The organism is Micromonospora matsumotoense, from assembly GCF_050951065.1.
Lineage (GTDB): Bacteria > Actinomycetota > Actinomycetes > Mycobacteriales > Micromonosporaceae > Micromonospora > Micromonospora matsumotoensis.
This window is the reverse complement of sequence record NZ_CP192025.1, coordinates 7067961-7092393: the sequence shown is the minus strand read 5'-3', so window position 1 is coordinate 7092393 and position 24433 is coordinate 7067961. Positions and strand designations below refer to the sequence as shown.

Annotated in this window: 17 protein-coding genes and 1 tRNA gene; 10 read left to right on the top strand and 8 right to left on the bottom strand. The window is 73.1% G+C overall.

Annotation, left to right across the window (positions count from 1 at the left end):
- The first annotated feature begins 86 nt into the window (after positions 1 to 86).
- Positions 87 to 4364, top strand: a complete 4278-nt coding sequence (locus ACQP1S_RS30435; protein WP_432901382.1) for an alpha-(1->3)-arabinofuranosyltransferase domain-containing protein — start codon at positions 87 to 89, stop codon at positions 4362 to 4364.
- Here ACQP1S_RS30435 and ACQP1S_RS30430 read toward each other — a convergent pair.
- Complete coding sequence (locus ACQP1S_RS30430) at positions 4259 to 5479, bottom strand: acyltransferase family protein (RefSeq protein WP_091247872.1); 1221 nt, start codon at positions 5477 to 5479, stop codon at positions 4259 to 4261. The two genes, ACQP1S_RS30435 and ACQP1S_RS30430, sit on opposite strands and share 106 nt — an antisense overlap.
- Before the next feature lie 112 nt (positions 5480 to 5591).
- On the opposite strand from ACQP1S_RS30430, the gene ACQP1S_RS30425 reads away from it, so the two are divergent.
- The 3 genes from ACQP1S_RS30425 (at position 5592) to ACQP1S_RS30415 (ending at position 9461) form a co-directional block, all read left to right on the top strand.
- Entirely contained in the window at positions 5592 to 6761 is a 1170-nt protein-coding gene (locus ACQP1S_RS30425) for a DUF3068 domain-containing protein (protein ID WP_432901380.1), read from the top strand.
- A gap of 373 nt (positions 6762 to 7134) precedes the next feature.
- The gene (locus ACQP1S_RS30420; protein WP_432901378.1) at positions 7135 to 7749 is read left to right on the top strand and encodes a DUF6230 family protein; all 615 of its coding nucleotides are present in this window, start codon (positions 7135 to 7137) and stop codon (positions 7747 to 7749) included.
- Between the two features lie 104 nt (positions 7750 to 7853).
- Positions 7854 to 9461: a DUF6114 domain-containing protein gene (locus ACQP1S_RS30415; RefSeq protein ID WP_432901376.1), complete on the top strand. Its 1608-nt coding sequence runs from the start codon at positions 7854 to 7856 to the stop codon at positions 9459 to 9461.
- 256 nt (positions 9462 to 9717) lie between these two features.
- Here ACQP1S_RS30415 and ACQP1S_RS30410 read toward each other — a convergent pair whose 3' ends face one another.
- Together ACQP1S_RS30410 and ACQP1S_RS30405 are read right to left on the bottom strand one after the other, a co-directional pair.
- Positions 9718 to 11388 carry a DUF885 domain-containing protein gene (locus tag ACQP1S_RS30410; protein ID WP_432901374.1) on the bottom strand — a complete coding sequence of 557 codons (1671 nt, stop codon included), beginning with the start codon at positions 11386 to 11388 and terminating at the stop codon, positions 9718 to 9720.
- A gap of 167 nt (positions 11389 to 11555) precedes the next feature.
- A complete protein-coding gene (locus ACQP1S_RS30405) occupies positions 11556 to 12158 on the bottom strand; it encodes a Uma2 family endonuclease (RefSeq protein ID WP_432901372.1) in 603 nt (200 codons plus the stop codon).
- 296 nt (positions 12159 to 12454) lie between these two features.
- Between ACQP1S_RS30405 and ACQP1S_RS30400 the strand changes: the two genes are divergently transcribed.
- On the top strand, positions 12455 to 13597 hold the full coding sequence (locus ACQP1S_RS30400) for a DMT family transporter (protein ID WP_432901370.1): 1143 nt from the start codon (positions 12455 to 12457) through the stop codon (positions 13595 to 13597).
- 214 nt (positions 13598 to 13811) lie between these two features.
- On the opposite strand, the gene ACQP1S_RS30395 is transcribed toward ACQP1S_RS30400, so the two are convergent.
- From ACQP1S_RS30395 to ACQP1S_RS30385, 3 genes are all read right to left on the bottom strand, one after another.
- Positions 13812 to 14882: a PHP domain-containing protein gene (locus tag ACQP1S_RS30395; protein ID WP_432901368.1), complete on the bottom strand. Its 1071-nt coding sequence runs from the start codon at positions 14880 to 14882 to the stop codon at positions 13812 to 13814.
- Between the two features lie 75 nt (positions 14883 to 14957).
- Positions 14958 to 17903 (bottom strand): glycosyl hydrolase, encoded by a 2946-nt coding sequence (locus ACQP1S_RS30390; RefSeq protein ID WP_432901366.1) that lies wholly within the window; start codon positions 17901 to 17903, stop codon positions 14958 to 14960.
- A gap of 164 nt (positions 17904 to 18067) precedes the next feature.
- Positions 18068 to 18835, bottom strand: a complete 768-nt coding sequence (locus tag ACQP1S_RS30385; RefSeq protein WP_432901364.1) for a M23 family metallopeptidase — start codon at positions 18833 to 18835, stop codon at positions 18068 to 18070.
- A gap of 161 nt (positions 18836 to 18996) precedes the next feature.
- Between ACQP1S_RS30385 and ACQP1S_RS30380 the strand changes: the two genes are divergently transcribed.
- The 4 genes from ACQP1S_RS30380 (at position 18997) to ACQP1S_RS30365 (ending at position 20937) form a co-directional block, all read left to right on the top strand.
- The gene (locus ACQP1S_RS30380; RefSeq protein WP_432901363.1) at positions 18997 to 19374 is read left to right on the top strand and encodes a hypothetical protein; all 378 of its coding nucleotides are present in this window, start codon (positions 18997 to 18999) and stop codon (positions 19372 to 19374) included.
- 73 nt (positions 19375 to 19447) lie between these two features.
- A complete protein-coding gene (locus tag ACQP1S_RS30375; RefSeq protein WP_176739050.1) occupies positions 19448 to 19615 on the top strand; it encodes a hypothetical protein in 168 nt (55 codons plus the stop codon).
- A 115-nt stretch (positions 19616 to 19730) separates the two neighbouring features.
- Entirely contained in the window at positions 19731 to 20264 is a 534-nt protein-coding gene (locus tag ACQP1S_RS30370; protein WP_363666369.1) for a tRNA adenosine deaminase-associated protein, read from the top strand.
- 88 nt (positions 20265 to 20352) lie between these two features.
- The gene (locus ACQP1S_RS30365; protein ID WP_432908444.1) at positions 20353 to 20937 is read left to right on the top strand and encodes a nucleoside deaminase; all 585 of its coding nucleotides are present in this window, start codon (positions 20353 to 20355) and stop codon (positions 20935 to 20937) included.
- A gap of 123 nt (positions 20938 to 21060) precedes the next feature.
- Here ACQP1S_RS30365 and deoD read toward each other — a convergent pair whose 3' ends face one another.
- Positions 21061 to 21771, bottom strand: coding sequence for a purine-nucleoside phosphorylase (gene deoD, locus ACQP1S_RS30360; RefSeq protein WP_363666367.1), 711 nt, complete (start codon positions 21769 to 21771; stop codon positions 21061 to 21063).
- Positions 21772 to 21846: 75 nt separating this feature from the next.
- On the opposite strand from deoD, the gene ACQP1S_RS30355 reads away from it, so the two are divergent.
- A tRNA-Ser gene (locus ACQP1S_RS30355) sits at positions 21847 to 21933 on the top strand.
- A gap of 118 nt (positions 21934 to 22051) precedes the next feature.
- On the opposite strand, the gene ACQP1S_RS30350 is transcribed toward ACQP1S_RS30355, so the two are convergent.
- Positions 22052 to 24415 (bottom strand): hypothetical protein, encoded by a 2364-nt coding sequence (locus ACQP1S_RS30350; RefSeq protein WP_432901360.1) that lies wholly within the window; start codon positions 24413 to 24415, stop codon positions 22052 to 22054.
- Positions 24416 to 24433: the final 18 nt, after the last annotated feature.

The following is a 24433-nucleotide window of genomic DNA, read 5'->3' as shown; positions in this document are numbered from 1 at the left end:
GCCCGATCGGAGGCGAGATGCAGCAGTCGCCGGGCCGTCCGGGACCGGCCGAAGGGCCGGACGACACATCGAGAACGGTGTGGCGTGTGCGCTTGGTCGCGGTCTGTCTCGCTTTGTCGGCACTGGCGTTCCTCCAGGACCCCGGGCTGATCGTCATCGACACCAAGGTCGACCTGGCGATCGATCCGGCCGGATGGCTGACCCGGGCCCTGCACGTCTGGGACCCGGACGGCACCTTCGGGCAGTTGCAGAATCAGGCGTACGGTTACCTGTGGCCGATGGGGCCGTTCTTCCTCCTCGGCAAGCTGCTCGCCGTACCGGCCTGGGTGGTGCAGCGGCTGTGGTGGGCGTTGCTGCTGACGGTGGCCTGCGTCGGCGTCGTCCGGCTCGCCGAGCGGCTGCACATCGGCACCCCGTGGGCCCGGTTGCTCGCCGGGGCAGCCTTCGCGCTCTCCCCCCGGCTGCTCACCGAACTCGGCCCGATCTCGGTGGAGGCGTGGCCCAGCGCGCTCGCGCCGTGGGTGCTCGTGCCGCTGGTCGGGTTGGCCGACGGGGTGCCGGTGCGGCGGGCGGTCACCCGGTCGGCCCTGGTGGTGGCCTGTGCCGGCGGGGTCAACGCCACCGCCGTGCTGGCCGTCGTGCCGCTGGCCGCGCTCTGGCTGCTCGGCCTGCACCCGTTCCGGCACCGCATCAAGGCGCTCGTCGGCTGGGGGCTGGCGGTGGGCGCGGCGACCGCCTGGTGGCTGGTGCCGCTGCTGCTGCTCGGCCGGTACAGCCCACCCTTCCTCGACTACATCGAGACCGCGCCGGTGACCACCACCCCCACCGACAGCACCACCGTGCTGCGCGGCGCCTCGCACTGGCACGCCTACCTCAACGGCGCGTACGGGCCGCCGTGGACGGCGGGTTGGCGGCTCGCCACCGAGCAACCCCTGGTGATCGCCACTCTGGTGGTCGCCGGGCTGGGCATCGCCGGGCTGGCCCGTCGGGGCATGCCGTACCGGCGGTTCCTGGTCACCGGGCTGCTGGTCGGGCTGGCCCTGGTCGGGCTCGGGCACCTCGGCCAGCTCGACGGGTTCGGCGCGCAGACCCAGCGCACCTTCCTCGACGCGGCCGGCGCACCACTGCGCAACGTGCACAAGTTCGACGTGGTGCTCCGGCTGCCGCTGATCCTCGGCCTGGCCCACCTGGTCGGGCTGGTGCTGCGGGCCGCCCGCACCGGCCACCGGCCGGAACTGGCCGCTCTGCTGCCCCGGCCGCTCCAGCCGGTCCGGCTGCGCGCCGGCCTGGTCACCGGCACCGCCCTGGTCGCGGTCGCCGCGGTCGCCGCGCCCGCGCTGGGCGGCGGGCTGGCCGCTCCGGGCAGCTTCCAGGGCGTACCCGGTTACTGGCAGCAGGCGTCGAACTGGCTGGACCGGGCGGTCGGCGACGACCGGGTGCTGGTGGTGCCGGCCGCCCGGTTCCCCCGCTACCTCTGGGGCAGCCCCAGCGACGAGATCACCCAACCGCTGTCGCACCGGCCGTGGGCGGTCCGCAGCTCGGTGCCGCTCACCCCGCCCGGCACCATCCGGCTGCTGGACACCGTCGAATCGGCGCTGGCCGACGGGCAGGGCTCCGCCGGTCTCGCCGACCTGCTCGCCCGCTCCGGAGTGAAGTACCTGCTGCTGCGCTCCGACCTCGACTACGGCCACAGCGGCGCCACCCAGCCGGTGGTGGTCCGGCAGGCGTTGCTGCGTTCACCCGGCATCCACCCGGTGCGCGGATTCGGCCCCGAGGTCGGCGGGGGCCAACTCCCCGGCAACTTCGTCGACCGGGGCCTGGACGTCAAGGTCCGGGCGCTGGAGGTGTACGAGGTCCGCCGCGCCGTCGACCAGGTCGTCGCGTACGACGCCGCCGACCTGACCACGGTGGTCGGCGGTCCCGAGTCGCTGCTGCCGCTGGCCGCCGCCGGCCGGCTGTCCGCCGCGCCCACCGTGCTCGCCGGGGACCGCCCGGCCGGGCTGGGTGAGCCGTCGGTGACGCTCACCGACGGGCTGCGCCGCCGGGAGGTCGCCTTCGGCCAGCAGCACGACAACGCCTCGGCGACCCTGACCGCCCGGGACCGACCCCGGCTCGACGCCCCGGCCCGCGACTACCTGCCGGAGTGGGCCGACGGGGAGTCCACAGTGGTGCGCTACCTCGGCATCGGCGGGGTGTCCGCGTCCAGCTCCTGGTCGCAGGCGCAGCCGCTGGGCGGTGGACGCCCCGAACACCAGCCGTACGCGGCGGTCGACGGCGACCTGAGCACCTCCTGGCGGTCCGCGCCGGGGACCCTCACGCCGGGGCAGTGGTTCGAGGTGGAGCTGGCCCGGCCGCAGGTCGTCCGGCAACTGCGGATCACCTTCGACACCGGGGCCGACTCGCTGCCCACGAAGATCACCGTGACCGCCGGCCGGCAGCAGACCACCGTGCAGACCGGCGGGCAGACCGTCGACGTGGCCCTGCCCGACGGCTACCCCACCCGGTTCGTCCGGGTCACCGTCGAACAGGTCTTCGACGTCCGGGCCGGTTTCGGCGGGGTGGGCATCGCCGAACTCGTCATCCCCGGTGTCGAGGCCGCCCGGACCCTGGTGGTGCCGACCCCACCGGCCACCGACCGGCCCGCCGCGATGGTGTTCGGTGCGGCCCCGGCCACCCCGTCGTGCGTCTTCGACGAGGGCCGGCCGATCTGCGCCGGAGCGATGGCCCGCGCCTCCGAGGACAGCGACAAGATCGACCGCACCGTGCAGCTGCCGGTCGGCGCCGACTACCAGGTCGGACTCTGGGCCCGGCCCCGGCCCGGCGCGGCGCTCAACGCCCTGCTCGACGCCGGTGGGGCGGCGGCGGTCACCACCGGGGTCACCCCGACCGTGACCGCCTCGACCGTCGGTGTGTTCCACCCGACCGCCCGGCCCGGGGCGGTGGTGGACGGGGACGCCGCGACCACCTGGTACGCCGCCGACGCCGACCGGCAACCGTGGCTGCGGCTGACCTGGCCGAAGGCGCGCACCATCAGCGGCCTGCGGATCACCCTGCCGCCCACCGCGGCGGCGGCCCGCCCCTGGCGGGTCACCGTGATCGGCGACGAGGGGATGCGCGGCGGGGTGCTGGACGAGGGCGGCACGCTGCTGTTCGACCGGCCGATGCGCAGCGACGACATCACCGTGCTGATCTCCGACCTGGTGCCGGCGGCGTCGTACGACCCGTACCGGCGGGTGACGCAGAGCCTGCCGGTGGGGGTGGGCGAGCTGGCCGTGCTGCCGACCACGCCGGTCACCCGAGCCGACACCGCGAAACGGGTCACCCTGCCCTGCGGCACCGGCCCCACCGTCACCGTGGCCGGCGGGCAACGCCGGACCGCGCTGGTCGCCAGCCGGCGGGACCTGCTCGAACTGCGCGAGGTGCCGGTCGTGCTGTGCGGCCCGGCCGCGAAGGTGCCGGTGCGGCTGGCCGGCGGGGAGAACCGGGTGGTGGCGGCGGGGACGGGGCTGACCGTACCGACCCGGCTCGCCCTCACCCCGACCAGCGCCGCGCCCGGCGGGACCACCGCTGGCCCGACCGCGCCCGGCGGCACCACGGCCGGCACCGGTGCGGCGGCACCCGGGGCCGGCGGCGCGACGACCGACGCCACGGCACCCGGGGCGACCCGGACGGCGCTGCGGGTCGACGAGTGGTCGGCCACCCGTCGGGTGCTGCGCCTGGGGAACCACCCCGGCGAGCGGGTGCTGGCGTTGCGGGAGAACGCCAACGCCGGGTGGGTGGCCACCGCCGCCGGCCGGACCCTCACCCCGTTCGTGGTGGACGGCTGGCAGCAGGGCTGGCTGGTGCCGGCCGACGTCGCCGGCGAGGTGACGCTCCGCTTCGCCCCCGACCGCGGGTACGTGCTGGCGCTCGGGGCCGGGGCGGTGCTGCTGGCCGGGGTCGTGCTGCTGGCGGTGTTGCCGTGGCGGCGTACCCCGGCACCGGTGGTGGTGATGCGGCGGCGGCGCGGGCGGTTCCTGGCCGCGCTCGTCGGCGGTGGGGCGTTGCTGCTGTTCGGCGGCCCGGCGGCGGTCGGGGTGGCGTTGGCGGTGGTGGTCGTGGTGCTGGCCGGGCGGGCGCTGGAGCCGCACCTGCACCCGCCGGACCGGCGCGGCATGCACCGGCTGCGCCGGGCCACCGTGCGCTGGCTGCCGGTGGCGTGCTTCGCGCTGGCCGGCTGGTGGGCGGCGACCCGGGGCGGGCACACCGCCTGGCTGCCTCAGTTGGCCGCGGTCGCCACCGCCACCCTGCTCTGGCTCTCGCTGGTGCTGCGCCGACGCGGCCACCGACCACCCCAGCGTTGGAAGGGACGTTCGACCGCGTAGTAGCTGACCGCCGCGAGGACCAGCCCACCGACCACGGTGAGCGCGAAGGTGCCGAGCGGGTCGCCGGTGAACTCCGGCCGACCGTCCACCAGGTAGATCCCCTCCAGCACGAACGGGTGCCAGAGGAACAGCCCGTAGGACACCCGGCCCAGCCACCGGCCGACGACGCTGTCGAAGACGCCCTTGGTGCGGGTCTGCGGGCCGAACGCCACCGGCACCAGCAGCAGCACCGCGACGACCAGGTAGAGCACCAGCTTGGTGGCGAACTGGCCGGCGGTCGGCTCGGCCAGGTCGCGGGGGCCGGTGACCGGGGTGGTGGCGACGGCCAGCGTGCCCAGGGCGATCGTCCAGCAGGCCAGCGGGGCCCGGCCCAGGTCGTCCAGCCAGCGCCAGCGCTCACCCCGGCCGGTGCGCAGCGCGACGTGCGCGCCGGCCAGGGCCATTCCCGCGCCGAACCACCCGGCGTACGAGGGCAGCCACATGGTGTGCAGGCCGAGGCTGAGCACGCCCGAGCCCATCAACGCCACCCAGCCACCGGTCACCACCGTCGCGGCCAGCGCGATCCGCAGCACCCCGTCCGGGTGGGCCGACGTCGGCGTGGTCGGTGCCGGCCGTCGCCGGCCGAGCAGGAGGATCGCCAGCACCGGCAGCAGCAGATAGAACGTGACCTCGGTGGCCAGGCTCCAGGTCTGGCTGAGCCCGTGCCGGAGTTGACCGTGCTGGTAGATCTGGGTCAGCGTGAGGTGCCGCAGCCAGTCACCGGTCGACGCCGGCCGGTTCTGCGGCAGTACCAGCAGGCAGACCACCACGGCGACCCAGTAGGCGGGCAGGATCCGGGCGGCCCGCCGCCACAGGTACCGACCGGTGGCGGGGGGCCGCTGGCCCGTCGCCCGTGCGTGCGCGTACGGCCGGAACAGCAGGAACCCGGAGAGGACGAAGAACACGGCGACACCCACGTCGAGCCGGGACAGCCACGCGCCGACGGCCGCGTCGCCGGTGTTGCGCCCGGTGGCGAAACCGACGTGGTGCCCCACCACGGCGAGCGCCCCGATCACCCGGACGGCGTCGAGCGCGGGCAGCCGCCGCAGGACCTGATCGGGAATCGGGGCAGACATCAACCGTCCAGAGGGTCGCGGGGCTATGTGACTCGGGAGTAACGTGCGGCCAAGTTTTACATCCTCGATCTTCTGCCGGTAACCGGCTGACTGTCTTTGTTAGGGAGGACCAGTGAAGGCTCGCCTGGGTGCCGCGCTGTTCGGCATCGGCGTTCTGTCCCTCGCGGTCGCTGCGGGAACGGCGTACTACGTGGCGCCGTCGGTGACGAAGCTGCCGTACGACCTGACGTTCTGCAACGCGGACGGCAAGCCGGACGGTTGCCTGCGGGCGAGCGTCGCGGTCGCCGAGAACGCCACCTACATGCAGGTGCTCAACGGTAAGCCGACGATCCAGACCGGTCAGCTCAAGGCCACCACCGAGGTGGTGCCGCAGGCGTCGACGACCGAGAAGGAGATGACCGGCGACCTCAAGGGCGAGGCGGTCGTCTGGGACGTCTACGGCACCGTCGTGCGGACCGACAACGGCTCGGACGTCAGCAAGTACGCGGCCGAGTTCGCCCTGGACCGGGTGAGCGCCGCCGCCCGGGACTGGGACAAGCAGTACCTGGACACCGACGGCCCGGGCGGCACCGACGACTCGGTGACCTTTGCCGGGCAGACCTACAAGTTCCCGTTCCGCGCGGAGCGGCGGGACCACACCTTCTTCGACCGGGACCTGCGCAAGGGGCTGCCGATCGCGTTCGACGGCACCGAGCAGATCAACGGCACCGAGGCGTACCGGTACGTGCAGCAGATCCCGGAGACCGACCTGGTCACCCCGGCGGGCTCGCTGACCGCGCTGGCCGGTGCGCTGGCACCGGGCGCGACCACCGGCAAGGTCACCTACAGCAACACCCGGACGATCTGGATCGAGCCGGTCAGCGGCAACTTCGTCAAGGTGCGTGAGCAGCAGCGGAAGACCTTCGTGCCGAACCAGGGCGCGACGGTGGCCCTGCTGGACGCGGACTTCGTCTATGACGAGGCCACCATCGCCAACAGCGTGAAGTCGGCCGGCGTGACCCGGGACAAGCTCCAGCTGATCGGTCGTACCCTGCCGATCGGGTTGGCCGTCCTCGGTGCCGTACTGCTGCTGCTGGGGATCTGGCTGATCGCCTCCGGGCGACGTGCGTCGACGGCCGGGGCGCGCCCTCGACCGGACGGGGCCCCGACCGGCGGGCCGGCGCGGGACGCGTCGACCCGGGTCGAGCAGCCGGCCGCGGCGCGGCAGGGCGGCCCGCTCAGTGACGAGATCCCGCCCGCGTCGACGAACTGGCGGGCCGGGGACGGGGCCGGAAAGCGCTGACGTTCTTCACCGGTACGGAGGGCGGGTCGGGTTTCCGGCCCGCCCTCCGTGTCGCTCCGATAGCGGCCAGTGCACGTTATGAAATCGTAACTCGTCAATGGTTTGCCACCCTGGGTCACGGGTGGTGCCGGATTCGGTGGCATTCGCCGCATTGACGTCGGTCGCTCGGGGTGGGCTGGCGGCACTCAGCGTGAAGGGTGGACGCCTTCCCTGGTCGCCGGGGGTTACCGGCCGGTAGGCGAGGTCTTGTGAGCCACGCCTCAGTGGGTGCACCATCAGGCGCACCCTCGTTACCCGTCGGTAACAGATCTTCCGGCCCGCGCTGCGGCGCGGGCCGGCTCCCGCGACCGGGCACCAGCCTGAGGAGGAAGCCGTGCAGAATCGGATCGACGACCCGGGGCGTACCCGGTGGCGGCGCTTCGCCGCGATGATCGTGCCCGCGTCGGCCGCCGTGGGCGCCATCCTGTTCGGGATGCAGAGCGGAGCCATCGCCTCCGACATCACCGTCTCCGGCCAGACCTTCAAGATCGGTGCCGAGCGCCTGGAGGGCGACGGCTTCACGCAGTACGGCGGCATCGTCAAGGAGAAGAACGGGAAGGTCCACCCGGTCGCCCTCTCCGAGATCGGCAGCGCCCAGCTCTACAAGCTCTGCCAGTCCGTCCGCGCCGACCTGCCCGGCCTGCCGGTGGTGTTGACCATCAACGCCGGTGACGACAAGCCGGCCACCGCCAAGAACATGATGATCGCGATGGACAGCCTGGCCGGCGAAGCGACCTTCACCAACATCCGGATCGGCCGGGACGCCACCGACCTGAACCCGTCGGCGCAGGCCGGCTCGTTCGGCCAGGACGCCCAGCACGTCACCATCACCAACCTCCAGCAGGTGTCCCGCTACACCACGGCCGCCACCTTCAACCTGACCGGCCTGCGGCTCAAGGTGAACGTCGGCGACGCCGCCAAGGGCAAGGAGTGCTTCGCGGACAACTGAGCCGCGCCCGACGACGGGAAGGGCCCCTTCCACCACCAGCGCCGGACAGCACGGGCCCGGCCCATCCCTCCCACCGCCACCTGCCCGCTCACCAGGAGGAGTACGTGACAAGCGCGCAACCGCAACACGTGCGGGCCGGTGGCGGCCCCGGTCGTGGGTGGCGGAGCTTCCGCCGGTGGCGACGCAGCCGACCGTTCTGGGGTGGGCTGCTCACCGTGCTCGCCGGGGTGGAGATGTTCGCCTCCACCCGGATGACCCTCAACGGGCTGAGCTTCTCCTCCGGGGCGACCGGGCTCTACTCGCTGCTCATTCCGAGCATCCTGGTCACCTGCGGTCTGCTGCTCTGGTGGAGCCCCGGCCAGCGGCTGTTCTACTCGATCGTCGCGGCGGTCACCACGATCTACTCCCTGATCGGCCTCAACCTCGGCGGGTTCTTCGTCGGTCTGCTGCTCGGCCTCGTCGGCAGCGCCCTCGGTTTCGCCTGGACACCCGTCCGACCCGGCGCCCGGCCCGGTGCCGACGCCGGGCCGGGCGTCGGTGCCCCTGCCGGCTCCGGTCCGGACCCTCGTGCCGCGTCGGACGACGATGCCGGCCGGGACAGCGGCGTCGACATTCTCGACAGTCCCGAGGCGGACGGTGGTTCCGGTGCGGACCGTGGTTCCGGTGTCGGGGTTGGTCCCGGCGCGGACGGCGGTTCCGGTGCGGACCGTGGTTCGCGTGAGGGTGCGGACCGTGGTTCGCGTGAGGGTGCGGACGGGGAGTTCGGCCCGGTCGGGCGGCGGTCGCGCGACGTGGCGTACCCGGAAGATCCGACCGGTGGTCGCGACCCGCGCTACTTCGCGGTCGCGCTGCTGGCGCTCGGCCTCACCGCCGGAGGGCTGGTCGCCGCCGCGCCGCAGCCGGTACGGGCCGCCGCGCCGAGGCCCACCCCCACCGCCTGCCCGACGGCGGCACCCACGAAGACCGCCGCCCCCCGGCCCTCGGCCAGCCGGACGGCACCCCCGACGGTCACCCCCGACGCCAGCCCGGCACCCTCGTCGACGCCGGACGGCAATCTCCTCACCGACCTCCTGCACGGACTCGGTGACCTGTTCACCGGCGGTGGCGGGACGGCCCCGCCGAGCGCCGGCCCGTCGTCGGGCACCGGTGTCACCCCGAAGGCCACCCCCACCACCCGGCCGAAACCCACCACCACCCGGCCCGGCACCCGCTGCGCCCCCGGGAAACCCGGCCGACCCGGTGCCGTGCAGCCGGGCCGGCCGTTGCCGAGGATCGCCCCGGAGGCAGGACAGCCGAGGGTGGCCCGGCAGCCGTCCACCCTGACCGGTACCAAGGTCACCATGACCGGGCTGCGGTTCGAGGGGATCGTCGACCTGCCCACCACGGACGGCACGCTGACGGTGCTGAAGTTCAGCATGAGCAAGGCGGTCACCGCCGACTTCATGCTGGTCGCGGACGGTCCGGCGGGCCGCCACCAGCGGTACGTCACCGACGAGCTGACGGTACGGGGTGACGTCGCGTTCTATGCCACCCGGTTCGTCGGCCGGCTGCTCGGCATCAAGATCACGCTGACCCCGGACCTGCCGTTCCCCGACGGCATCCCGATCACCTCACCGATCCCGATCACCTTCACCGACCCGGTGATCAACCTGGCATTCGTGGACTCCGACACGCTGACCGCCCGGCCCGCGCTGGCGCTCAGCCTCTCCTGAGCTTTCCTCCACCCCCAGGTGCGTCGGGGGCGGGCACCCGCCCGCCCCCGACCACTGACCTGGGCCTGCGGCCTACCCGTCCCGCCGCCTATCCCCGTCTGCGGCCGGACCGCGTGCCCTGTGCCGGACCACCCGGCACCCGGCCCGACCGCACTCCTGCATCAGGCCGACCAGGCCGGCCCGCTGCACCTGGCCGGACCGCCCGGCCCGTTGCGTGCGCTTCGGCCGGTGCGGCGGGCGGGTGGCCGGTGAGGGCTCAGAGGCGGGCCAGCGCCCGGCGCAGCGGATCGAGCCCGAGCGCGCCCAGGTCGAGCGCCTGCCGGTGGAACTCCTTCAGGTCGAAGTCGGCACCCTTGCGGGCCTTCGCGTCCTCCCGGGCCTGGAGCCAGATCCGCTCGCCCACCTTGTACGACGGCGCCTGCCCCGGCCACCCCAGGTAACGGTTCAGCTCGAAACGGAGGTTCTCCTCCGGCACCCGGCAGTGCGAACGCATGAACTCCCAGCCCAGCTCCGGCGTCCACCGTTCGCCCGGGCGGAAACCGAACGGGTTGTCCCTCGGGATCTCCAGTTCCAGATGCATGCCGATGTCGACGATCACCCGGGCCGCCCGGAACGCCTGCCCGTCCAGCATGCCGAGCTTGTCGCCCGGGTCCTCCAGGTAACCCAGCTCGTCCATCAGCCGCTCCGAGTAGAGCGCCCACCCCTCGCCGTGGCCCGAGACCCAGCACAGCAGCCGCTGCCAGCGGTTGAGCAACTCCGCCCGGACGGCGGTCTGCGCGACCTGGAGGTGGTGCCCGGGGACGCCCTCGTGGTAGACCGTGGTCACCTCGCGCCAGGTGGAGAAGTCGGTGATGCCCGGCGGCACCGCCCACCACATCCGCCCCGGGCGGGAGAAGTCCTCGCTCGGCCCGGTGTAGTAGATCGCCCCGTCGCTGGTCGGGGCGAGGCAGCACTCGATCCGGCGGACCTGCTCGGGGATGTCGAAGTGGGTGCCGTGCAGCTCACCGATCGCCTTGTCGGCCAGCGCCTGCATCCAGTCCCGGAACGCCTCCTTGCCCTGGATGGTCCGGGCCGGGTCGGCGTCCAGCACGGCCACCGCCTCGTCGATGGTGGCGCCGGACCCGGCGATCCGGCCCGCCACCGTCCGCATCTCGGCCTCCAACCGGGCCAGCTCCGCGAAACCCCAGGCGTACGTCTCGTCCAGGTCGATCTTCGCGCCGAGGAAGTACTGCGAGGCCAACTCGTAGCGCTCCCGGCCGGCGGCCTGCTTGTCCCGCCCGTGCGGGACCAACTCGGTGCGCAGGAAGTGGCCGAACTCGACGGTCGCCGCGGTCGCCGCCGCCGCACCCCGGCGCAGCTCGGCACCGAGCGTGCCGTCGGTGTCCAGCCGCTGCACCAGACCGTGGAAGAAGTTGTCACCGTGCGGGTCGGTCCAGGTGTCGCACTGCTTGGCCACCTCGCTGAGCTGCACCTTGGAGCTGACCCGACCGGCGGCGGCGGCCTCGCGCAGGGTGGTCTTGTAACCCTCCAACGTGCCGGCGAAGCGGTTGAGCCGCGCGGCGACCGCCGCCCGGCCCTGCTCGCCCTCGGTGGGCATCAGGTCGAACACCATCCGGATCTCGTGCAGCCCGCTGGCGATGACGTTCACCTCGCTGGTGATCTCGCCCGCGTCGTGGCGGGCCAACTCCAGCCCGAGGCGTTCCTGCATCGCCTCCTTGGCGGTCCGCTCCGCCTCGGACTCCGGCTCGGTCACGTCCAGGTCGGCGAGAGTGCGCCGGGTCAACTCGGCCCGGGCCTCGTAGCCTGCGGGCGAGAGGTCGTCGAGTTGGTCGTCGTAGCCGGCGATGCCGACATAGGTGGCGCCGGTCGGGCTCAGTGGCGCCCAGTCAGCCACGTACCGGTTCGCGAGGTCATCGATTCGTCCCACGCTGCGACCCTACGTGACCAGCGGGTCCGGTTGTCGAGCGCGTTTGTCGGGTTCGAGGCAGCGTCCGGAACCTGCGGGCCCAGGGGGAGGGGCGGGGCCATCGGCTGCCGGCCTGGTTCCGAGGATCTGGTGGCGACCGGGACCATCGGTGCGGCGGAGCCGGCCGGTCAGGTCGGGGGCAGCAGGCGGGCCGGGGCGAAGTCGATCGGGAACGGCAACCGGGAACGCAGTCGCTGGTGACCGACCGCCCGACCCACGACCGGGTAGCCGCCGTCGTCCCGGCCGAGCAGGGTCGCGGTCATCCGCTGGGGCCGCCGGTCCAACTCCACCCGGAGGAACCACGGCACCCCCGCCGCCGCGCAGCGGCGCAGCCGGTCGACCGGGTTGCGCCGGGCACCGTGCCGGACGAACTCCACCGCCATCGTGCACAGGGTCGCCGGCACCCAGCGCTCCTGCTCGTCGCCGGCTGGCAGGGTGTGCAGGACGGTGACGTCCGGCTGGATCCAGCAGGACGCGGTGAAGGTCAGGTTGACCCGGCCGAGCACGTGTCGTCCCGCCGCCTCGGCCGCCGGGACGAATGCGCTGGCCAGGGTTGCCGTCGCGACACTCTCCACCGCCGGTGGGAACGGGGTCACCACCAGCCGGCCGTCGACGCACTCGTGCCGGGTGCCGGCCAGCGCGCCGACCGGCAGGTGCCGCTCCGCCCGGCGTACGGTCCAACCACCGGCCAGCTCGGGCACCGGTCCCGTACCGCTCGTCGACGACCTCAACCACCACACCTCCGGTCGCTCAACGAGGCGGAGCCGTCCGGGTTCCTGGCACGGAGCCCAGGGCGGCAGGTCGCCCGGATCGACGTCGACCGGGAAGGACGGGTGGAGCCGAAGCCGCTGCCCGCTCAACGGCTGCACGGCGGCCCGGAGTCACCGCCCGCCGACCGGCCGCGTGGCGAGGCGGTAACGCACCTGCTCGCCGAGGGCGGACAGGATCGGGTCCGCGAGCTGTGGCCGACGACACGGCGACCGAAATACGCGGGACATCGTCCTGCCGCTCGGGCAGAGTGCAAGGGGTGACAGGCCATACCACTCCTGACCGTGCCGCACTGCGCGGCTGGTTGCCGGGCTTCCTCGCCCTCGCCGCGATCTGGGGCTCCAGCTTCCTGTTCATCAAGGTCGGCATCGCCGAGCTGCACCCGCTGCACCTCACCCTCTACCGGGTGGCGACCGGCGCGGCGACGCTGCTGGTGGTGTTGCTCCTGCTCCGTGACCGGCTGCCCCGGGAGCCCCGGATCTGGGCGCACCTGGTGGTGGTCGCCGCGTTCGGGGTGGCGATCCCGTTCACCCTGTTCGGCTACGGCGAACAGCGGGTCGAGTCGATGCTCGCCGGCATCTGGAACGCCACCACACCGCTGTTCGTGCTGCCGCTGGCGGTGCTGGTCTTCCGTACCGAGCGGTTGACCGTGCGGGCCGCCGTCGGGCTCGGGCTGGGCTTTCTCGGCGTGCTGGTGGTGCTCGGCGTCTGGGAGGGGGTGGGCGGGGCGCACTTCACCGGGCAGTTGATGTGCTTCGGCGCGGCGGCCTGTTACGGGGTGGCCATCCCGTACCAGAAGCGGTTCATCGCCGGCAGCGCCCACTCCGGGCTGTCGCTCTCGGCGGCGCAACTGCTGGTGGCCACCGCCCAGCTGGCGGTCGTCGGGCTGCTGGTGGCCGGGTCGCCACCGGCACCGACCGGCCTGTCGTTGCCGGTGGTCGGGAGTGTGCTGGCGCTCGGCGCGCTCGGCACCGGGCTGGCCTTCGTGATCAACCTGCGCAACATCCGGCTGGCCGGGGCGAGTACCGCCGCCACGGTCACCTACCTGGTGCCGATCTTCGCGGTGCTGATCGGCGCGTTGGTGCTCGGCGAGCGGCTGAACTGGCACCAGCCGGTCGGTGCGCTGGTCGTGCTGCTCGGCGTCGCCGTGGCCCAAGGCCTGCTCGGCCCCCGCCGACCCCGCCGAACGTCCGTCGCCGCCGACGGGTCGGTTGCCGAACTGCCCGTCGTCGCCGACGCGTCCGTTGCCGCACCGCCTGCCGACGGGTCGGTTGCCGCACCGCCTGCCGACGGTGACACGCCCGTGGCGACAACCCCCGTCGGTGTCGGCGCGTCCGTTACTGCCCGGCCTGCCGGCGCCGACGCGGCGGCGGTGCCGGAGCCGGAGGCCACGGTCTGCTGACCCCCGCCGGCCCGGCTCATCAGCATGATCGACTCATCGGAGCCGTAGTTGCGGTATCCGAGGCGGTGGGACACCACAATTACGGCCCACAGGAGTGGATCATCGCGTGGCCGGCCCACCCCGGCCGCCGGCCCACCCCGGCCGCCGGCCCACCCCGGCCCGGCCGTCGGGCTTGTCGGCCTGCGGCGGCGGGTAACGGGGGCGGGGCGGCGGATCAGGCGTGGGTGCGGGTCCAGTCGATGAGGCGGTCCGCCGGCCAGGTGTTGACCACCCGGTCGGCGGGGACGCCGCACAGGGCCGCCCGGACGCAGCCGAACTGCTGCCAGTCGAGCTGCCCGGGGGCGTGCGCGTCGGTGTCGATGGCGAACCGGCAGCCGGCCTCCAGCGCACGGCGGATCAGCCGCTTCGGCGGGTCCTGCCGCTCCGGCCGGGAATTGATCTCCACGGCCACGTCGTGTTCGGCGCAGGCGGCGAAGACCGCGTCCGCGTCGAACTCGCTCTCGGCGCGGGTCCGCGCCCGGTGCCCCTTGTCACCCGGGCCGGTCACCCCCGCGGGCCGGGACGACACCATCCGTCCGGTGCAGTGGCCGAGGATGTCCAGGTGCGGGTTGGCGATCGCGGTGAGCATCCGGCGGGTCATCCTGGCCCGCTCGTCGCGTAGGCCGCTGTGCACCGAGCCGACCACCACGTCGAGCCGGGCCAGTAGCTCCTCGTCCTGGTCGAGGGTCCCGTCGGCGAGGATGTCCACCTCGATCCCGGTGAGGATGCGGAACCCCTCGGGCAGGGCCGCGTTGACCGCCGCCACGTGGTCGAGTTGCCGGCGCAGCCGGTCGGCGGTGAGGCCCCGGGCCACCGTCAGCCGGGGCGAGTGGTCGGTCAGCACCACGTACTCGTGGCCGAGTTCGACCGCGGCGAGCGCCATCTCCTCGATCGGTGATCCGCCGTCGGACCAGTCCGAGTGGGTGTGGCAGTCGCCGCGCAGCGCGGCCCGTAGCGCGCCGGCCGCCTCGTCCAGGTCGGTGCCCTCGGTGGCGGCCAGCCGACGCAGGTAGACCGGCTCCTCGCCGGCCAGCGACTCGGCGACGCAGCGGGCGGTGACGTCGCCGACCCCGGACAGTTCGGTGAGCGTCCCGGTCCGGGCCCGCTCGGTCAGCTCCGCCGCCGGCAACGCGGCAAGGGTGGTCGCCGCCGAGCGGAACGCGCGTACCCGGTAGGTGGCCTCGTTGGCCCGCTCCAGCAGGAACGCGATCCGACGCAGGTCGGCGACGGGGTCTCTGGCGCTCATGGATGGCAACCTACGCGCCCGCGCCGCCGGTCGGGGGACGACCGGCGGCGCGGGGTGTGGACAGCGGGGACCGGATCAGGAGTACGGCAGCTTCACCACCGACTGGTTGCCGATGCCGAGGGTGGACGAGCTGACGCCGATCGCCGACCAGACCTCCACCTTGACCGTGCCGCCGGAGAGGTTGCCCAGCGTGCCGGTGGCGGAGTGCAGGCCGGCGTTCTGCGTGTAGTGCTCGTAGCCGGGGACCGGATCGGTGGCGAAGTAGCGGTAGGTCTCCACCCGGTCGAAGGAGCCGTCACCGGTCAGGTCGTAGGAGACCCGGGCCTGCACCCCGTTGCCGACCGACTGGCCGGCGTCGAGGAACAGGTCGAACCCGGTCTGCCCCCCGGCGTAGGTCAGGTTGAGCCGGGTCGCGGTGAAGACCACCGGGTTGCTCGGGGTGCCGTCGTGGTTGGCGCCCCCGGTGCCGGCCACCGTGGTCGTCGTCGCGCTGCCGGCCGCCCCGAGCCCGCCCCCGGGCAGCAGGAACCTGGTCGGCGAGCCGGCCGGCGGGGTGGTCGGCGGCGGGGTCGGGCTGGTCGGGGTCGGGGTCGGCGACGGCCCGGTCGGGGACGGGGTGGGCGACGTGGTCGGGGACGTGGTCGGCGTGGGGCTCGGGTTGGTGCCGCCGGCCGCGTTGCCGCCACTCCAGGTGTACGCCCCGGTGGTGGCGGTCTTCCCGGCGGCCACCGTGAGGTTGGTCCCGTCGGAGAAACGCACCGTCAACGGCGCGGCGGTGATGTTGCTGGCCACGTAGGTGCGGGCACCGTTGCGACTGAACACGGCGGCCAGCGGATGGCTGGCGGTGACCGTGGTGTCGACCTGGCCGAGCGCGGCGAGGTTGCGGATCCAGTGGAAGGTGTGCGCTCGGCTCTCGCCCTCCTCCGGGGTGTAGCCGGGATTGGCCCGCAGCTTGGCCAGCGCCGCGTCCGGATCACCGAGGGCCAGGAACTGCCAGTGGATGTCCTGCCACACGGTGGGTTCACCGCCGTTGTTGCGGACCAGTTCGGCGTAGTTGGCCTTGTTGTAGGCCGGCCGGTAGCCGAGGTAGAGGTGACCGCCGGTGACGGGGAGCATGTTGATGCCCTGGATCATCTCCGGTTCGGCGCTGAACCAGGTCGCGTACGCGCCACCGTCGCCCCAGACCATGCCGACGGTGGAGTGCCCGAACGTCTCCGGGTAGTTCTCGTTGTCGACGTCGAACCAGTACTCCTGGATGGCGGCGGCCTGGGTGGTGTAGATGAACACGCCGGCGTCGCGGACGGCGGTGTTGCCGGTGGCCTGCCCCCACTGGATCAGGGCGTTGGCGAAGTTCATCCCCTCGGACGAGGACTCCTGGTTGTTGCCGGCGTTGAACGACCCGTGCCCGGCGGCCCAGTCGTGCCCGGCGTAGATGTCGAAGTCCCGCAGGTAGGGGAAGCGGGTGTCGGCCCGCTGGTAGTTGTTGGCGTCCCGGATGAGCAGGTCGACCATGCCGCCGTACTGGCTCTGCGTGGCCCACGTCGGGTCGAACTTGGCAAGCGTCGCCGCCGCCGCGACGAAGTACCCGTAGTGGAAGTGGTGGTCGTTGAGTTCCTGGTCGGACCCGTACGACGCCGGGTAGCCGATCAGGGTGCCCCAGTTGCGGTCGTAGTAGAAGACCTTGGCGGTCTTGCCGGGGGTGGCGGTGAACCAGTCGGTCAGGGTGCTGCGGATGGCGTTGAGCGCCGCGTTGCGGGTCTCGGTGTCACCGACCTGGTCGGCGATCTCGGCGATCCGGGAGGCCCGACCGAGGCCCTTGCCGGTCCAGTAGGTGTCCCCGCCGCGCTGGTCCATCGGGTTGCCCCGGACGGCGGCGAGCTGCTCCTTGAGCTGGGCCAGGTCGGTGCCGGACCCGGTGGCCACGGCGGGCACCTCGGGCAGGACGCCGTGGAACTTCATCGTGGTGCGGTAGGAGGCGACCCCGGTCAGCACCTTCATCCGGCCGCGCGCCGACGGATAGGTCTGGGTGAGCGGGGTGCTGCCGGCGAGCGACTTCCACTGGTGCGGGTAGAGGCTGACCACGGTCTGGGTGGCGGTGCCCTCCCGGGCGGTGGTGGTGAACGAGTACGTGGTGTTCACCGCGCTGGTCGCCGGGTCGTAGGTGTAGTCGACCCGGGTGCCGGTGACGTGCGCGTGGGCGTACCGGCCGTAGCTGCTGGCCAGGGTGGCGCGGGCGGTGGCGTCGGCGGTGGGCGGCAGCAGGGCGATCGAGAAGTAGCCCTTGCCGGCCAGGGTGGAGGTGATCCGTCCGTTGACGACGGTCCAGCTCGCCCCGGTCGGGGCGTACCCGACGTAGTCGTGGCCCCGGACGGTGAAGCCGATGGTGCCGCCGCTGTGGGACCAGACGGTGGCCGCGCCACCGGTCGGGTTGATCTGGGCGTCCCCGCCGCTGGCCTGGAAGTAGGCGAACGGCAGTCCGTGGCCGATGGTGGCGCGCAGGGTCCGCGCCCCGTCACTCCAGTACGGGGTGACCGTCCAGTCGGTCCAGTCGTCGACCTTGACCACCGGTGCGCCGAGCGCGGCCACCCCGACCCGGATGTCCTCGGTGTAGGTGTACTTGAACTCGCCCACCCCGGTCGAGGTGCCGGTGACGGTGGCGGTGGACGGCGCCGAGAAGCCGAGCCCGTCGCTGAACGGCTGGTAGGACACCGGGTGGGCGTGCAGCGGTTCGCTGTAGGAGCAGTTCGTCTTCTTCCACAGCAGCGACGACCACCAGTCGTTGGTGGGCACCGGCCCGGCGGGGGCGTTGGCGGTGGCGAACTGGCGGGGGTTGGTGGACAGCGCGCCGCAGCCGCTGGGCAGCGGGCCGACCGGGTCGGTGGTGTAGCTGCCGGCGCCGACGGTGGCCGCCTCGGCGGGGGTGCCGGCGGTGGTGAGGGTGAGGCCGCCGACGAGGACGGCCAGCGCGGTGGTGGCGGCGAGCACCCAGGGGGCGCGGCGCCGGGGGACGGGAGGTGTCATCGTGCCTCCTCCGCGCGGGACCGTCGGGACGGCCAACTGCACGCGGTACGTCGGAATTCGGGAGGTTAGTTATTCCAGAGAGCGCTCTCTCATTCGGGACGTTAACCGACGGGTAATACCTACGTCAATGCGTACGACCGATGACGCGGCCGTCGTGCGGTCGGTCAGCCCGTGCCCGAGGAGCCACGCGGGGCGCGGGGGCAGCCGTGCTCGCGTTCCCACGCGGTCACCGCCGCGACCGGGGACCGGTTGCCCTTGCCCCGCCACGAGTCCAGATACTTCGCCGGCCACACCACGCCCCGCCGGATCCACCAGTCGTCGTGCCCGGTGCACTTCGGCGAGAGCCCGAAGTGCAGGTGGCAGACGTTGTTCGCGTTGCCCGTGCGGCCCACCTCGCCGAGCTTCCGGCCGGCGGACACCCGGACCCCCGCGTCGATCCCCGCGCTGATCGCGCTCAGGTGCGACCCGTAGTACCGCACCCCGTCGTCGCCCAGCAACGACACCGACAGACCACCGTTGTACGGCCCCAGCGGCCCCTTCTTGTCGAACCGGTCCACCCGGCTCACCTCCAGGACCGTCCCGTCGGTGACCGCCACCACCGGCTCCCCGCAGTCGGCGAAGATGTCCGTGCCCGGGTAACCCGAGTGCGTCGGGTGGTAGGCGACGTTGCCCGCGCGTACCGGAAAGACCCGGCGCAGGGCGGCCGGGTCCGGCGTGGTCGACGGCGTCCCGGCCCCCGGGGTGGCCGACGGCGTGCCCGTCGGGGTCGTCGGCACCGCCGGCTGGTCGCCGGTCGCGACCGCCGTCGGAGCGTCCCAGACCGGGGGCGCGGCCGGCTGGTCCGCCCCGCAGCCGCCGAGCAACGCCGCCACGACCAGCAGCGCGGGGTACGCCGGACGGGTGCGACGTCGGTCGGGTCGCAGCAGGGACATTCGGACATCCTGACAGACGGCTACGGTGGAGGTCGCACCGACAGCAGCACCCGGCCGACAGGTGGCCACCCGACGGCTCCGTGGCGCGGGTCGGCCGGTCCGTTTCGACCAGTCGCCCCCGGTGGGGTGCCGCGGGGTCCGTCCCGGCCGGAGGGGGAGCAGTGACGACGAACTACCAGCCCGGACCCGTTGCGGGCCACGTCCCGTACGCCGCCTCGGGTCTCTTTCCCTCCGGGCCGCCCCGGCGGCCGACCTGGCGGGAACCGCATCCGGTCACCGGCGCCGCCGTGGCCTCGGGCGGCGCGCTCGCCGCCGCCTGGCTGGTGCTCTTCGGCCTGCTCGGCCGGGACGTCGCCGGCTACGCCTGGTGGACGGTGATCGCCGGTGCGCTCGCCTGGCTCGCCGCGCTGGCCCTGGTCCGTTACGGCGACCGGGGGGTCGGCACCGGCGTCGCGATCGTCACCGCCGGCGGCTGGAGCATCGCGTTCGGGATCGTCGTGGTGCGGTGGGCGGTCAGCGCGGACTGGCCGATGTGGTGACTCTGCGTCGTTGCGTGGCTTCGTTTGCCGCACCATCTTGACGTACCCGCTGTGACTGGGGACGCTCTTCGGTATGGCCTGGAACACCCCGCGGCTCGACTCCGAGCGGAGCCGTCGCCGCCTCCAGATTCTCGCCGAGCTGGCGGGAGCCCGTGCGGTACACCAGCGGGTACGGCCGCAGCGGGAACGTACCGAGCGGCTGCGCCAACTGATCGCCACCCGTCGTCGCGTCGCCGGCTGACGAACTTTTCCCGGATCGGCCCGCCCTTCGGGGCGTTGACCGGTCTGCTGCCGATCCGACCGGTTAACGTGCACGCGTAACGGTCGGCTGTGCCGAGTTCTTTTTGGGGGGAACCATGTCGTACTTCGCTGCTGCCGTGGTGCGCGACGAGGGGGGCTGGAACGCCGCCGAGGTGAACCTGCGAGGTGCCACCGACATCGACGAGGTCGCCGACCGGCTGCGCGATGTCGAACCGGACGCCGAGGTGTCGCTGCTCTTCGTCGAGGCCGACGATGCGTACCTGGTGCTGCTGCGCCTCGACGAGGGGGAGGACCTGCGGGTCTTCGGCTCCGACTCGGCGTTCGCGGAGGAGTCCCGGCTGGGCGCGCTGCTCGTCGGTGACCTCAAGACCTCCGTCACCGGCCTCGACGACGTCGACGAACCGCCGTCGGCCACCGCCGGCGGTGGCGACGAGGAGAGCGAACAACCGGTCGTGGACCCGGAGGCGGACCCGGTGGGCGACGCCGACATCCTCGCCGACCTGGGCATCTCCGCCCAACGTCTGCTCACGCTCTGCGCCCACGAGGGCATGCTCCCCGCCGACGTGACCGCCGGGGTGTGCCAGGTGCTCGGCTGCGCCGACGAGGTCGAGGAGCTGCGTGAGGTCTGACCGACCTTCGGCCCCACCCGACGCCGGCGATCCGGCGCCGCTGATCGACCCCGGTCCCACCGGCCGCCGGCAACGGCACGAGCGGTGGATGCGCCGCGCGCTGGAGATCGCCGCCACCGGCCCGGCACCGCTCTCCGCCAGCGGCTCCGGCGAGCCCGGTTCTGGCCAGCCTGGTTCTGTTGGGCCTGGTTCCGGCGGGCCCGGTTCCGGGGAGCCCGGTTCCGCCGGGCCTGGTCTTGGTGGGCCTGGCTCCGGGGAGTCGACCGGGGTGGGCCGGGGCGGCGGGGCGGTGGAGGACGTGCCGGTGGGGGCGGTGGTCTACGGCCCGGACGGCACCGAACTGGCCGTCGGCCGCAACGAACGTGAGCTGACCGGGGACCCGACCGCGCACGCCGAGGTGCTGGCGTTGCGCCGGGCCGCCGCGCGGCTGGGTCGGTGGCGGCTGGACGACTGCACACTGGTGGTGACCCTGGAGCCGTGCACGATGTGCGCGGGCGCACTGGTGCTGGCCCGGATCTCGACCGTCGTCTTCGGTGCCTGGGAGCCCAAGACCGGTGCCGCCGGCTCCCTCTGGGACGTTCTGCGCGACCGCCGCCTCAACCACCGCCCCGAGGTCTATGCCGGCGTCCTGGCCGCCGAGAACGCCACCCTCCTGCGCGCCTTCTTCCGCTGACCCCGCTCCCCGAATCGCCCCTCATCGAGTCGCTATCCCGTTGATCGACTCAAGGGGGCCGATATTGCGCTTTCCGCCCCAGGCGATAGCGCAACATCGGCCCCCTTGCGAGCCGTCTCCCGGTCAGGAGGTGACGGCGGTGTCCAGGGCGATCTCCACCATCTGGCCGAAGGTCTGCTCGCGCTCCTGCGCGGTGGTCTTCTCGCCGGTCTTGATGTGGTCGCTGACCGTCAGCAGGGTCAGGGCGCGGGCCTTGAACCGGGCGGCGATCGTGTAGAGGGCGGCCGACTCCATCTCCACCGCCAGCACCCCGTAGTCGGCGAGGGTGTCGTACAGGTCCGGCCGGTCGGTGTAGAAGGCGTCGGCGGCGAGGATCGGCCCGACGTGCACGGTGATGCCGCGCCGCTCGGCCACCTCGACCGAGGTACGCAGCAGCCCGAAGTCGGCGACCGGGGCGTAGTCGATCAGCCCGTCGAAGCGCATCCGGTTCATGTTCGAGTCGGTCGACGACCCGATCGCCGCGACCACGTCCCGCAGCTGGAGGTCCTCGGTGAGCGCGCCGCAGGAGCCGACCCGGATCAGGGTCTTCGCGCCGTACTCGTTGATCAGCTCGTGGGCGTAGATGGAGGCGGACGGCATCCCCATGCCGGAACCCTGGACGGAGACCTCGACGCCGTTCCAGCGCCCGGTGAAGCCCAGCATGCCCCGCACCGTCGAGTAGCACGTGGCGTCCTCGAGGTAGGTCTCCGCGATCCACTTGGCCCGCAGCGGGTCGCCCGGCATCAGGACCCGCTCGGCGATCTCGCCCGGCTTCGCGCCGATGTGCGTACTCATGGCAAAGATCCTGCCAGGCCGACCGGAGCGATACCGGTGCGGCATCCGAACCCGGGTTCCTGTACCCTCGTCGGCGGTGGCGTGTCCGAGTGGCCTAAGGAGCACGCCTCGAAAGCGTGTGAGGGTTTACGCCCTCCGCGGGTTCAAATCCCGCCGCCACCGCTCGTGAACAGCGAGAACGCCCGGTCGATCCGCGAGGATCGCACCGGGCGTTCCGTTTCTGCGCGGTGCGGTGGGCCGACCGGAGTGGGCCGACCGGAGTGGGCCGGCCCACCGCAGGTCACGGCGCAGGCGCGTGGGTCAGCCGATAGGTCGCGGCGACCGCGTCCGACTCCAACAGCACGGTGACCGGGCCGGCCGGCAGCGTGCAGGTGATCGTCCGCCCCACCGAGTAACCGCTCGGGCCGCAGTAGCGGATGCCCTGACTGTCGAAGATCGACAGCCGTGCGTCACCGGTACCGGCGGTCCGGGTCCAGGTGAAGCTCTCCCGGGCGGTGTGCCGACCGGCCGGCACGGAGAGGCACACCGCGAAGCGGTCCGCGCCCGTGGTCACCGTGGACCCCGCCGCGTCGTCGGCCAGCACCGGGCAGGCCGGCGGGCCGTCCACCCGGGCGATCCCGAGGGCGTACGAGGTGGTGGGGTAGCCGTCCTCGGCGTTCAGCAGCACCGAGTGCGGTCCCGGACCGGTCAGCTCGCAGGCGTACTGGCGCAGCGAGTAGGAGTCGCACACCTCGTCACCGGTCGCGTCGACCACGCTCATCTCCGGCGTGGTCGCCTCCGTCGCGTCCCCCGGCAGCAGCCCGACGACCCGGGCCCCGGCCGGGCTGGGCAGCCGCAGGCAGTGGTACTCGGCGGCGTACTGGAAGGTTCCCCGGTGCGGCGCCTCCCGCCAGCCGGTGTCAGAGACGGTCGGGCAGCCGGTGACCTGCCAGGGCAGCAGCGCGAAGGCATGCTGGGCGTCGTTGTCGATCACCGTGCGGGTCATGCTGCCGTCGAGGACCAGGGTGTACCTCCCCGCCGCCGGCACCTCGCAGGAGATGCCGGTGCAGAGCTTGTGCCCGGTGCTGTCATAGACGTTGCCGTACCGCCGGTAGTTGTCGGAGGTCATCGCCTTGACCCGGTAGGTGCCGGCGGCGGGCAGGTCGAGGATCCGGCAGCGGATGCCGCCCAGGGCCCCGGCGGGCGCGGCCTGGTAGCTGCCGGGCGTGATCGTCGGGCAGCCGGCCGGGTCGGAGAGCCGGCGCACCTGCAACCGGTACGTCAGGTCGGTGCTGTCGGCCTGCCACCAGCTCAGGTACGTGATCACCCGGTAGGTGCCGGCGGCGGGCAGCACACAGCCGTCCTCATCCGACGACTCGGTGCAGATCGCCGTGCCGGCGGCGTCGACCAGCCAGGACCAGGCGTCGTTGTAGCTGTCGGGCGCGGTGTAGGTGACCATGCGCTGGCCGGCCGTGCCGGTGAAGGGCTGGCAGTTGGTCTGCACCTGGGAGGTCTGGTGCAGTGGGAGGGCGGCCTGGTCCCAGGACGTGCCGGTGGCCGGGGCGCAGCCGTCGGTGCGGTCGAGGCGGGTCACCGCCACCTGATAGTTGATCTCGGTGCCGAAGTCGTTCCGGTTGAGCATCAGCAGGGTGTACGACCCGGCGGCCGGGACGGGGCAACCACGGTCCGGGTCGTACTCGGAGCAGACCTGGTCGCCGGCCGCGTCGTACATCGTCCAGGAGAGGTACTGGTCGTGGTACTGGTTGAGCCGGATCAGCAGCGGACCGGCGGCGGGGGTGGTGACCGCGTGGCAGCCCACCTCCTCGCGCTGGCTCACCGTCCCGCTGCCGACGGCCGCGCCGGGATCACCGAACGGGGCCAGCGGCACGGCCGGGCAGCCGACCGGGTGCGACAGCCGGGGCATCCGGAGGGTGTACGCGCTCGCGGTGCCGTACTGCTCCCGCAGGAACAGCCGGTAGGGGCCGGGCTGGTCCAGGGCGCACCGGTCGACGTACCGCACCTCGCACAACGGCTGGTAGTTGGCGTCGAGGACCTGGCCCAGCACGTCGGGCGCCCCACCCGGGTCGTACGTCCGCAGCACCGAGTGCACCGGCTGGTCGAAGCGGAAGCAGTGCGCCGCCGTGCCCGCCGCCAGGGTGCCGGTGACCCCGGGGGAGGCGAAGGAGAAGAACGACTCGGGCAGGTCCTGACACATCGACGGCGTCCGGGTGGACTCGACGGCCAGGGTGTAGTTGCCGCTGCCCGTCGGGTGCGGCAACTTCACGGTGATCGCGTAGGTGCCGGCCGGCCCGAGCTGGCAACTGCCCGAGTCGATGCCGAACCAGCAGACATGCGCGCCGCCTGCGTCGGTGACCCAGCCCTGGGTGTGGTCGCCGCTGCCCCGGGTGAGCTGGGTGACCAGGACGTCCTGGTCGGCGGAGGTGGTGACCGTCCACCGGTGCTGTTGCGCGTCGACGATCGACGCGCACGTCACCACCGCGCCCAGCGGCAGGACCCCACCGCAGGTGCGCCCGGGTCGGGGCGCCTTCGGTGGCGCGGTGCGGGAGAAGGCCCGTACCGGTGGCTCGGTCGCCCGGACCGCCTCGGTGGCCGGTCGCCCGTTGGTCACCGGAGGCCCGGCCGGCCCGCCCAGGGTGGTCGACACCGTCCCGGGGTGCCCCGA

Excerpts from the sequence above, each read along its gene's own strand:
- ACQP1S_RS30430 (WP_091247872.1), bottom strand. The coding sequence starts at position 5,479 with ATGTCTGCCCCGATTCCCGATCAGGTCCTGCGGCGGCTGCCCGCGCTC.
- ACQP1S_RS30395 (WP_432901368.1), bottom strand. The coding sequence starts at position 14,882 with ATGAGCGCCAGAGACCCCGTCGCCGACCTGCGTCGGATCGCGTTCCTG.
- ACQP1S_RS30390 (WP_432901366.1), bottom strand. The coding sequence starts at position 17,903 with ATGACACCTCCCGTCCCCCGGCGCCGCGCCCCCTGGGTGCTCGCCGCC.
- ACQP1S_RS30385 (WP_432901364.1), bottom strand. The coding sequence starts at position 18,835 with ATGTCCCTGCTGCGACCCGACCGACGTCGCACCCGTCCGGCGTACCCC.
- ACQP1S_RS30375 (WP_176739050.1), top strand. The coding sequence starts at position 19,448 with ATGGCCTGGAACACCCCGCGGCTCGACTCCGAGCGGAGCCGTCGCCGC.
- ACQP1S_RS30370 (WP_363666369.1), top strand. The coding sequence starts at position 19,731 with ATGTCGTACTTCGCTGCTGCCGTGGTGCGCGACGAGGGGGGCTGGAAC.
- ACQP1S_RS30365 (WP_432908444.1), top strand. The coding sequence starts at position 20,353 with ATGCGCCGCGCGCTGGAGATCGCCGCCACCGGCCCGGCACCGCTCTCC.
- deoD (WP_363666367.1), bottom strand. The coding sequence starts at position 21,771 with ATGAGTACGCACATCGGCGCGAAGCCGGGCGAGATCGCCGAGCGGGTC.